The following is a 6,717-nucleotide window of genomic DNA, read 5'->3' as shown; positions in this document are numbered from 1 at the left end:
GCTCGGCAGCATGCGACCGCGCATCGCCCGATGTCAATGCGACTCGTTAGCGCCTGTTTCGTAACAAGTTTTCCCGCGTCCCGATTCGCTCCGCTGGCCGGCACGCATCCGGCGCTGCTGGGCATCGACGGCGAGCGGTCACAGGCCGCCCGGGACGCCACCGACGCCGCGCTGCGCGCCGGGCTGGCCGGGCGGATCCTGCCGGCGGTCCGGGCCGCCGCGCAGGATCAGCCGCTCGACGAGGCGCTGCAGAGCCGCCTGGTGCTGGCGCTGGCCGCCGACGGGCACCGCGACCAGGCGCTGGCCGCCTACCGGGCGGTGCGTGAGCGGCTCGCCGACGAACTCGGCATCGATCCCGGCCCGGAGCTGCGGGCCGCCTACGCGAGGCTGCGGCGGCCCGCCGTGCAGCCGGTGCCGGCGGCCGCGCCGGCCCAGCTGCCGTCCGACCACCCGTTCTTCGCCGGCCGGTCGGCGCTGATCGAGCGGGCGCTGGCGTCGATCGAGCGGCAGCGCGCCGACGGGCCGGCCCTGCTGACGATCGACGGCATGCCGGGCGTCGGCAAGACCACCCTGGCGATCCATCTGGCGCACCGGCTGGCCGCCGGTTTCCCGGACGGGCAGCTCTACGCCGATCTGCGCGGCTACGACCCGCGGGCCGCGGTGCTGCGCCCGGCCGAGGTGCTGCGCGGCTTTCTCACCTGCCTCGGTGTGCCGCCCGCCGAGCTGCCCGGTGACCTGCCCGGCCTGGCCCGCCGCCACCGTGAGCTGCTGGCCGGCCGCCGGGTCCTGATCGTGCTGGACAACTGCCCGGACGCCCCGCTGATCCGCGACCTGCTCCCCGGCACACCCGGCAGCCTGGTGATCATGACGAGCCGGGCCGGTCTCGCCGGGCCCGGGGAGACGCTGCGGCTGGGCCTGCCCACCGTCGAGGAGGCCCGGGCGGCCCTGGCGCTGCGGCTCGGCGCCGACCGGCTCGCCGCCGATCCCGGCGCGGTCGACGAGATCATCTCCCGGTGCGGGCGGCTGCCGCTGGCGCTGGCGCTGGTCGCCGCCCGGATCGCCACGGTCCCGGAGGCCTCGCTGGCCGAGATCGCCGCGGAACTCGCCGAGGGCGCCGGGGACGCCGACCTGGCCGCCGCCTTCTCCTGGTCCTACCGGCGGCTGGTGCCGGCCGCGGCCCGGCTGTTCCGGCTGCTGCCGCTGCACCCGGGCACCGAGCTGACCGTGCCGTCGATCGCCGCCCTGGCCGGGGTGTCCGCGCCGGTGGCCCGGCTGATGATCGGCGACCTGGTCAGCCACGCCCTGCTGGAGCTGCGCGGCGACCGGCTGGAGATGCACCGGCTGCTGCGCGCCTACGCCGCCGAGCTCGCCGCCGACCGGGACTCCGCGGCCGAGCGGGAGGCCGCCACCCAGCGCATCCGCAGCTACCACCGGGCCCGTGCCCCGCACGTGCCGGTCACGCCCGCGCACAGCCACCGGCACGCCAAGGGCGCCGTACCGGAGGAACGGCGTGGTGCGGCGCGCGCCGGCGTACTGCTGTCGATCGGCGACGCCCACCTGGAGGCCGGCGATCCCGGCCGGGCCCGCGCCTGCTGGGAGAAGGCGCTGGCCGTGCTGCCCGGCGACGCCGGGCCGGTCGCCGACGAGTTGCGCGGCCGCCTGGACCGGATGGCGCGGGCCGCGTGAGTGCGCGACGGCTGAGGATCGTGGTGGTGGGTGGCGGGCGGATCGGCCGCCACCTGGTGCCGGCGCTGCACGCGGCCGGGCACGACTGCCTGCTGGCGACTCCCCGCACCGGGGTGGACGCCTGCTCCGGCGCGGGCCTGCCCGGCGCGCTGGCCGGGGCGGACGCCGTCGTGGACGTCACCAACTCGCCGTTCATGGACGAGGTGAGCGCCACGGCGTTCTTCGAGGCGGCCACGGCGAACCTGCTCGACGTCGGCGCCCGGGCCGGGGTCCGCCACCACGTGCTGACCGGTGTCCTCGGCGCGGAGCGGATGCCGGGGCTCGGTTACTGCCGGGCCAAACTCGCGCAGGAGCGCCTGGTCCGGGCCTCGGCCACGCCGTGGACCATCGTGCGGTCCACGCACACCTTCGAGTTCCTGGAGGTGCTGGTGCAGGTCAACACCGAGGAGCACACCGTACGCCTGCCGCCGCTGCGCCTGCGACCGCTGACCGCGGCGGACCTGGCCGCGGAACTCGCCGGGGTCGCGGCCCGGCCCGGCCGGGGCCGGACGGTCGAGGTCGCCGGGCCGCAGGAGATCACGCTGGACGAGCTGGCCCGCCGCACGGCCAGGCACGACGGCACCCGGCTCGACGTGGTCACCCAGCCGTCGGCGCGCCCGTTCTTCGGCGCCCAGGTGGGCGACCGGGCACTGCTGCCCGGCCCGGACGCCCGGCACACCGCGACCGGCCCGGCGACGTGGCTGGCCGGCCGGTGAGTGGCGGGCGCCACAGCGGCGCCGGTGAACCGGGCCGGGCCGTCCCCGTTGGCGGTCGACATGCAGTCCACCAACCTTCCCGGCCTCGCCGCGGACCTGCTCGCCCAGGCGCGCGGCGCACACAGCGGCCGCAGCGCGCACACCCTGTTCGGCAGCCACGACCACCATCTGCGGCAGACCGTCATCGCGCTTGCCGCCGGGCACCGGCTCGGCGAGCACAACAGCCCGGGCGAGGCCTCGCTGCAGGTGCTGCACGGCCGGGCCCGGCTGACCACCACGGCCGGCGAGTGGACCGGCCGGGCCGGTGACCACGTGATCATCGGTCCGGACCGGCACGAGCTGGCCGCACTGGAGGACACCGTGGTGCTGCTGACCGTACTGACGCCGCGCGGCTGACCGGCGCCGGCGGCCACCAGCTCGATGGACTGCCGCGCCGGCTCAACCAGCGGTGGGCGGAGTTGCGAAGACCTTGGCGAGTTCGGCGCGGTTGCGCACGCCGAGCTTCGGATAGCTGCGGTACAGGTGCACGCCGACCGTGCGCGGCGACAGGAACAGCTGGTCGGCGATCTCGCGGTTGGACAGGCCGGACGCGGCCAGCCGGCTGATCTGCAGCTCCTGCGGGGTCAGCGCGCGCAGCGCGCCGGGCATCGGATCGCCGTGGGCACGGCCCGGCAGGCCGCCGGCGGCGCGCAGCTCGGACTGGGCCCGGCGCGCCCAGGGCGCGGCGCCGGCCCAGAGGAAGGCGGTGGACGCGGCGGTCAGCTGGGTGCGGGCGAGCACGGGCTGGCGGTCACGGCGCAACCATTCCCCGTACGCCAGACGCGTGCGCGCCCACTCCAGCGGGTGCCGGTGCTCGCCCGCCGCCGCCACCGCCTCCCGGAACAGCCGGCCGGCGTCGCCGTCCCCGCTCAGCGCCCGGGCCCGCAGCACCAGATGCCGCAGCAGCCCGGAGTCGAAGACGGCGGCCTCGGCGGCGGCGGCCGCGACCGCCTCGCTGATGTCGGCGTCACCGGCCCGGTGCGCCGCCTCGGCCAGATCGCCGACCATGAACCCGGCGCCCCAGTCGCGGTGCCCGACCACCGCGAGCAGGTCCTCCACGGCGTCGGCGGCCCGGCCCTCGGCCAGCGCCAGCAGCCCGCTCGCCCAGGCGGCGTCGGCCGCGACGCCGGGAGTCTGCCCGGCCCGCCCGAGGTGCCCGGTGACCGCCCGCAGGGCCTCGTTCGCCGCGTCCGCGTCGCCGCGCCACGCGTACACCCGGGCGCTGATCGCGGCCGCGCCGGCCACCGCGATCGGCAGGCCGAGGTCGGTGCCCAGCCGCCGGGACTGTTCCGCGCAGGTCAGCGCCTCGGTGAGGTCGCCCGCCGCGAGCCGCAGGGCGGCGTAGCGGATCAGCGACATGCAGTGGTCGGTCAGCGAGCCGTCCTGGCGGGAACTGTCCACCGCCGCGCGATGGCACAGCTCGGCGACCGGCAGCAGCCGCAGCGCCTCGGCCGCCCCGCCCAGGCCCATCATCAGGTAGTGCTGGCCCAGGTTGACGGCCTGCCGGGCCAAGACCCGCACCAGCGGGGTGAGTTCGGCGGCGTGCCGCTCGGGCGCCACCACGGCGAGCGCCATCACCCGGTTCGGGTCGGCCGGGTCGAGGTCCATCGCCAGCAGTTCCCGCTCGACGCGTTCGCGTTTGCCGTCCAGGTCGAGGGTGGTCCAGGCGTCCATCGCGGCGATCGCGATCACCATGGGCTGCAGCGGGGTGCCGCCGACCTGGCGGGCCAGCTCGATCAGCTCGTCGGCGTCGCGGCCCCGGCTGCCGGTGGTGATCCGCAGGAAGTATTCCGGCAGGGCCAGGCCGGCGGCCACCACCGGATCCGACGACAGCGCCGTGGCCTCGGCGATCAGGCGCGCGGCGGCGGCCCGGTCACCGGCGCGCAGCCCGGCGTCGGCGGCCAGCCCGAGACGGCGGGCACCGGTGCCGGGCGAGGTGGACAGGCGGGCGGCTCGTTCGTACGCCGACATGGCCGCACTCATCGCGCCCCGCCCGCGGTAGCGATCCCCGGCCTGCTCCAGCCGGGCCGCGACGCTCTCGTCGCGGCCCAGGGTGGCCGCGGCCAGATGCCACGCCGCCCGGTCGGGGTCGTCCGGCAGGGCGGCGGCCAGCGCCCGGTGTGCCCGGCCGCGCTCGGTGAGCGAGCCCAGGCTGTACGCCGCCGCACGCATCAGCGGATGCCGGAACCGCACCGCCCCGTCCTGCACGGTCACCACCCCGGCCGCCTCGGCCGGCGCCAGATCCGCCGCGGTCAGTCCCCGGCCGGCCGCGGCCCGCCACAGCGCGCCCTCCGCCGCGTCGGCGTCGTCCGCCGCGGCCAGCAGCAGCAGCTCCCGGCAGCGCTGCGGCAGCCCGGTCAGCCGGTCACCGAAGACGTGCTCCAGCCGCTGGGTGAGCGGCACCGGCCGCGGCGCCGGGTCGGGCCGGGCCGCGTCCTGCGCCCGCGGCAGCTCCAGCAGCGCCAGCGGGTTGCCGAGCGCCGCGTCCAGGATCCGCGCCCGCACCGCCGGGCTCAGGCCCTCGGCGGCCGCGTCCAGCAGCGCGGCCGCCGACTGCGGCGACAGCGCGGTGATCTCCCGCTGCCGGGCGCCGGTCGCAGCCAGCGGGTCGGGGTCACCCTCGCGCAGGGTGGCCAGCAACCCGATCGGGGCGCTGTCCAGCCGGTCGATCACGAAGGTGAGCACCTCGGCGGTGGGCCGGTCGAGCCAGTGCACGTCGTCGACCGCGAGCAGCACCGGCGAGCGCTGCGCCGCCTCCTCCAGCAGGCTCAGCACGCCGAGCCGGATCAGCAGCGGGTCCGGCGCCGGGCCCTCGTCCCGCCCGAACAGCGTGCGCAGCGCCTCCGCCTGCCGCTGCGGCAGCTCCGCCGAACGCCCCAGCAGCGGGTGCAGCAGCTGGTGCAGGCCGGTGTGGGCGACCGTGGTCTCGCTCTGCACCCCGTGCGCCCACAGCACCGTGCGCCCGGCGCCGGCCGCCCGCCGGGCCACCTCCGCCAGCAGCCGGCTCTTGCCGATGCCGGGCGCGCCGCACAGCACCACCGCCGCACCGGGCCGCTCCAGCAGCGCGGTCAGCTCGGCCAGTTCGGTGTCACGCCCGACGAGGCCCTCCGTGTTCACCTGACGGATTCTTCCGCTGCTGTGGGCCGCGGGGCGAGCACCGGTGCCGATCGTCACTGCGCAGCGTCGCAGCCGTCACTCGTTCGTCAGTGGATGCGCACTGCGCCTTCCTAGCGTGACCGCATGTCACACCACCTCGACTCGCCCCTGGCCCGGCAGGACCCGCGGCTCAACATCACCGACCAGTACGTCTTCGACGACCGGGACGCCACCGTCCTGGTGATGAACGTGCGTACCTCGCTCGCCGGCGACTCGGGCCCGGCGGGCTTCCACGACGAGGCGAGCTACGAGTTCCGGGTGCACCTGGACGACGCGCCGCTGGAGAACCTGACGTTCCGGTTCGTGTTCGGCCCGCTCGGCGCCGGCGGGCAGGCGTACCGGGTGTCGCGGATCGAGGAGGGCGCCGCACCGGTGGAGATCGCCGCCGGCCGCACCGGCGAGCCGGTCACCGGCGCCGGCGGCGTCCAGGTCTGGGCCGGCACCGCGCGCGACCCGTTCTTCCTGGACCTCGGCCAGCTCGCCGAGGTGGACCGGCTGATCCAGCACGGCGAGGACGCCGACATCACCGGTTACCCGGCCGGGCGGGCCGTCGACAGCTTCGCCGGGTCCACGGTCGCGTCGATCGTGCTGCGGGTGCCGCAGCGTGACCACCAGCTCTTCACCGACCGCATGATCCGGGTGTGGAGCACCAGCCGGCTCGCCACCGACGCCGGCGGCTGGCGGCAGATCGGCCGGGCCGGTCTGCCGATGATCTGGCCGATCTTCCGCGACGCCGGCAGTGACGCGGCCAGCCAGGCCAACCAGACCCACCCCAGCGACGACTGGGCGCAGTACGCCAAGCAGATCCGGGACCTGATCGCGGCGGCGGTCCGGCGGCTCGGCACGACGGAGCGGCCGGAGGCGTACGCCCTCGCGGTCGCCCAGCGGGTCATCCCGGACACCCTGCCCTACCAGGTCGGCACCCCCGCGGTGTTCGGCTTCACCGACTTCAACGGCCGCCGGCTCGGCGACAACGCGCCCGAGGTCATGTTCTCGCTGGTCACCAACGCGGCGGTGAGCACCGGCCTGAGCGCGGGCGAGCAGAGCGGCGCCTTCCCGTACGTCACCCCGGCCTGACCCA

Annotated in this window: 5 protein-coding genes; 4 read left to right on the top strand and 1 reads right to left on the bottom strand. The window is 76.7% G+C overall.

The annotated features are described in order from the left end of the window. Nucleotides 1-36 precede the first annotated feature (36 nt). Genes AB0F81_RS35685 through AB0F81_RS35675 form a run of 3 tightly spaced genes read left to right on the top strand, consistent with a single transcriptional unit; the run spans nt 37 to nt 2,837 of the window. Nucleotides 37-1,686 (top strand): BTAD domain-containing putative transcriptional regulator, encoded by a 1,650-nt coding sequence (locus AB0F81_RS35685; protein WP_360204511.1) that lies wholly within the window; start codon nt 37-39, stop codon nt 1,684-1,686. Then, nucleotides 1,683-2,441, top strand: coding sequence for an NAD(P)H-binding protein (locus tag AB0F81_RS35680; protein WP_360204508.1), 759 nt, complete (start codon nt 1,683-1,685; stop codon nt 2,439-2,441). The genes AB0F81_RS35685 and AB0F81_RS35680 overlap by 4 nt, the downstream gene beginning before the upstream one ends. A 60-nt stretch (nt 2,442-2,501) precedes the next feature. Next, nucleotides 2,502-2,837 carry a cupin domain-containing protein gene (locus AB0F81_RS35675; protein ID WP_360204506.1) on the top strand — a complete coding sequence of 112 codons (336 nt, stop codon included), beginning with the start codon at nt 2,502-2,504 and terminating at the stop codon, nt 2,835-2,837. A 42-nt stretch (nt 2,838-2,879) separates the two neighbouring features. Here the strand turns inward: AB0F81_RS35675 and AB0F81_RS35670 are convergent, their stop codons facing one another. Then, nucleotides 2,880-5,597: an AAA family ATPase gene (locus AB0F81_RS35670; protein WP_360204503.1), complete on the bottom strand. Its 2,718-nt coding sequence runs from the start codon at nt 5,595-5,597 to the stop codon at nt 2,880-2,882. Between the two features lie 123 nt (nt 5,598-5,720). On the opposite strand from AB0F81_RS35670, the gene AB0F81_RS35665 reads away from it, so the two are divergent. After that, nucleotides 5,721-6,713: a DUF4331 family protein gene (locus AB0F81_RS35665; RefSeq protein ID WP_360204501.1), complete on the top strand. Its 993-nt coding sequence runs from the start codon at nt 5,721-5,723 to the stop codon at nt 6,711-6,713. The last annotated feature ends 4 nt before the right edge of the window (nt 6,714-6,717 follow it).

It is taken from the genome of Actinoplanes sp. NPDC024001, from assembly GCF_040638955.1.
Lineage (GTDB): Bacteria > Actinomycetota > Actinomycetes > Mycobacteriales > Micromonosporaceae > Actinoplanes.
This window is presented reverse-complemented; position numbering and strand designations above follow the sequence as displayed.